Genomic DNA, 2572 nt, shown 5'->3' with positions numbered 1-2572 from the left:
GGCCTGTTCGGGGGCGGCCTGTTCGGGGGCGGCCGACGCCGGGTAGTCGAAACGGATCCCCAGGTACGGCTCGCTACGGGTGGCGACGATCTCGTAGGCCCGCGGCGCCGCGCCGATCGGAAAAGCGTGGGTGACGAGATCATCAACTTGCAGCCGGCCGGCCGCGAGCAGGTCGAGCACGGCCTCCTGGTTGCGTCCCTCGGTCCAGCGGACCTGCCCGGCCGGGTAGTCAACCCCCCAGTCCTCGTAGCCACGCTCGTACCGCCCCGGCCCGTAGGAGCGGGCGAAGCGCAGCGTCAGCTCCTTGTCGTAGAACGGCGCGCGCAGCAGGCCCAGTCCGACGTCACCCACCACGACCAGCTGCGCCCGGTCCCGGGCCAACGCGGTGGCCCGCATGACCGGTTCCGCCGAGCGACCAGCGGCGCAGATGAGGACCGCGTCGGCACCACGGCCCCGGCTCCAGGCGCGGACCGCGGCGGTGGTGGCCTCGCCGGACTCCCGCAGCGCACGGACACCGCTCGCCCCGGCGGTGACCAACGGCAGATCGGCAAGATCGATGCCGGCGACGTCACATCCGCTGGCGAGCGCGAGTCGGGCGGCGAGCTGACCGACCAGCCCCAGCCCGACGACCACCACCTTCGCCCCGGGGCCCACCTCCGCCAGGCGCAGCCCGTGCAGGGCGATGGAGCCGATCGTGGCGAACGCCGCCGCCCCCGGGTCGACCCCGTCCGGAACCCGGGCGCAGAGCAGCCCGGGAACGGCCTGGAACTCGGCGTGGTTGGCGCGCCCGGCCCCACCCGTGGCGACGAGGTCACCGGGGCGGATGCGGTCGACCGCGGAGCCCACCTCGACGACGCGACCACATCCGCTGTAGCCGAGGGGGACGTCGGCGCCGAGCCGATCCCGGACCGAACGCGCGGCCGGGATGAGACCGTCGGTCCTCGCCTTCTCCGCGACCTTGCGGACAAGGTCCGGACGGGCCCGCGCCTTGGTCAGCAGCCCAGAGCGGGCGAGCGTGGTAACGGCACGTTCCGTGCCGGCGGACACGATCGTCGCAACGGTCGCCACCAGCACCTCGGTCGGACCGATGACCGGCACGGGAACGTCGACGACGCGCACCGCCCCGCCGGACGCCGCCTGCACCACCTGCTTCACCACACCACCTGCTTCACCGCGTCACTGGGGCGCCGCCGCACCGGCCGACGGTCGGCGCCGGCAGGCGGACTCGCACCCACTCGCGGACCCGTACCGGCGTGTCGGCTCGTACCGGCGTGTCGGCCCGAGTCTTCGGTACGACCGGGGGAAGTGAGGGCGTCGGGGGCGCCCACGCTCGCATCATGCTGCGCAGTGTAGTTGATGCATTACATTCAGCGATGAACATCGGCCTCGCCCATCCGAAGTGTCAGACCCGGAGGAACGGCATGCTCGAAGCGTCGGCCGCCGCGTGCATCGTCACCCTTGCGGCGACCCCGATCGTCATCGTCGGCATGCGCCGGATGGCGGCGATCGACGAGGTCACTGCGCGGTCCTCGCACCAGGTCCCGACCCCGCGTGGCGGCGGTATCGCAGTCGTCCTCGGGCTGTTCGCGGGCATCGGCCTGGCGGTGTGCATCCCTGGGTACGGCGACGCCCGCGACCTGCTGTCGTTGACCATCGGCATCGCCCCGTTCGGCCTGATCGGACTCGTCGAGGACCTCAGCGGCATCACCCCGCTGCGCCGACTGGCCCTGCACGTCACCGCGGCCGTCGTCGTCGCGGTGACGACGGTGCTCGGGGCGGTGCTCGACGACCCGGTTCCGAGCGGCACAACCGTCCTGCTCGTCACGATCATCGCGCCGATCTGGATCACCGCATTTGTCAACGTCTTCAACTTCATGGACGGCATCAACGGCATCTCGGTGACGACGGCGGTCCTGGCCGGGGCGGCGTTCACGGTGCTCGGAGCCGTCCACCACGTGGACGCGATCACGATCGGCGGTGCTCTCACGGCGGCCGCGGCGCTCGGTTTCGGCCCGTTCAACTTTCCGCGGGCCCACATCTTCCTCGGGGACGTGGGCAGCTATTCGCTGGGAGCCGCGATCGCGGTCCTGGCGGTGCAAGCGGTCCTGGCGGGAATACCGGTGGAGACCGCCGTGGCGCCGACGGCGCTGTATCTGGCCGACACTGCCTGGACCCTGCTACGCCGGGTGCGGGCGAAGGAACAATGGTACCTGCCCCACCGCACCCATGCCTACCAACGACTCACCACCGCCGGGTGGTCACACACCCGGGTGACCGGGCTGGTTGGCGTCCTGACGGCGGTCCTCGCCGCCTTGGGATTCGCCGCGGACGGACCACTGCCCGTTCGCCTGCTCGCCGACACGGCAGCCGGGCTGGTGCTCCTCGGGTACCTGAACGCTCCACAGCGCGTCGCGGCGAGACGGGACTGCGTCGCGGCGGCCCCGTCCTCCGGAGCGGCGATCCCGTCGCAACGCCGGCTGGCGAACCCGGACAGGACAGACCGGACCGACGGGACCCGGCCACTGGGGGATGCCGGTCGAAGCCACTGATCGGCTCGTACCCCCCCCCCCCC

At 72.1% G+C, this 2572-nt stretch carries 2 protein-coding genes; one reads left to right on the top strand and one right to left on the bottom strand.

Annotation, left to right across the window (positions count from 1 at the left end):
- Window positions 1-1155: zinc-dependent alcohol dehydrogenase (locus AC08OJ_RS10195; protein ID WP_476595605.1), on the bottom strand; the 1155-nt coding region annotated here is incomplete at its 3' end.
- 266 nt (window positions 1156-1421) lie between these two features.
- Between AC08OJ_RS10195 and AC08OJ_RS10190 the strand changes: the two genes are divergently transcribed.
- Entirely contained in the window at window positions 1422-2549 is a 1128-nt protein-coding gene (locus tag AC08OJ_RS10190) for an MraY family glycosyltransferase (RefSeq protein ID WP_462187896.1), read from the top strand.
- Window positions 2550-2572: the final 23 nt, after the last annotated feature.

The organism is Frankia sp. CgKIO3 (assembly GCF_977946435.1).
Note: the sequence above shows the minus strand (reverse complement) of the source record. Positions and strands in the feature narration are given on the sequence as shown.